Annotated in this window: 1 pseudogene; it reads left to right on the forward strand. The window is 58.2% G+C overall.

Features of this window, described 5'->3' with window-relative positions:
* A pseudogene (pcnB, locus tag B3797_RS00100) lies at positions 1–201 on the forward strand (polynucleotide adenylyltransferase); the annotation flags it as partial.

Here is a 201-nt window from a genome sequence, read left to right on the forward strand (position 1 = left end):
CATGCTGCTGCGCGACAATATCTTCGGCAGCATCGAAGACGATGCGCAGCGTCGCGACCTGACGATCAACAGCCTCTATTACAACGTCGCCGATTTTACGGTGCGCGACTACGTAGGCGGCCTGCAGGATCTGCAGCAGGGCATTATTCGCCTGATTGGCGATCCAGAGACGCGCTACCGCGAAGATCCGGTGCGTATGCT

Source organism: Pantoea sp. UBA5923 (genome assembly GCF_002431095.1).
Classification (GTDB): domain Bacteria; phylum Pseudomonadota; class Gammaproteobacteria; order Enterobacterales; family Enterobacteriaceae; genus Pantoea; species Pantoea piersonii.